1 tRNA gene and 1 rRNA gene are annotated in these 416 nt (G+C 55.3%); both read right to left on the bottom strand.

From position 1 onward, the window contains the following. Positions 1–36 precede the first annotated feature (36 nt). Positions 37–113: transfer RNA gene (locus OOZ63_RS29040), tRNA-Ile, on the bottom strand. A 207-nt stretch (positions 114–320) separates the two neighbouring features. Next, positions 321–416 (bottom strand): 16S ribosomal RNA (locus OOZ63_RS29035); the annotation flags it as partial.

The following is a 416-nucleotide window of genomic DNA, read 5'->3' as shown; positions in this document are numbered from 1 at the left end:
CAGCTGAGCTAATCCCCCGGGATCTTCTCAAATCCGTGGTGGGTCTGGCTGGATTCGAACCAGCGACCCCCGCCTTATCAAGACGGTGCTCTAACCAACTGAGCTACAGACCCACGCGTTTTCTCGCGTGTCCTGCACCTCAATCTCGCTTGCCCTTGTCTGCTGACAACGTCACTGACCAGGCCAGCTCGGCAGGCTCACGCTTTATTCACTCTTGCAGTTGAATTACAGCCGATAAGTGTGGGCGCTTAAAAATGAGTCATGTGGATCTCGCTCATGCTCAGTCACGAGTGACTCAACCGTGGCTCGATCTCTTCTAGAAAGGAGGTGATCCAGCCGCACCTTCCGATACGGCTACCTTGTTACGACTTCACCCCAGTCACGAACCCTGCCGTGGTAATCGCCCTCCTTGCGGT

The organism is Paucibacter sp. PLA-PC-4, assembly GCF_026241155.1.
In the GTDB taxonomy this organism is placed as follows: domain Bacteria; phylum Pseudomonadota; class Gammaproteobacteria; order Burkholderiales; family Burkholderiaceae_C; genus Roseateles_E.
The sequence above is the reverse complement of the archived record's forward strand: the minus strand, read 5'-3'. Positions and strand labels throughout refer to the sequence as shown.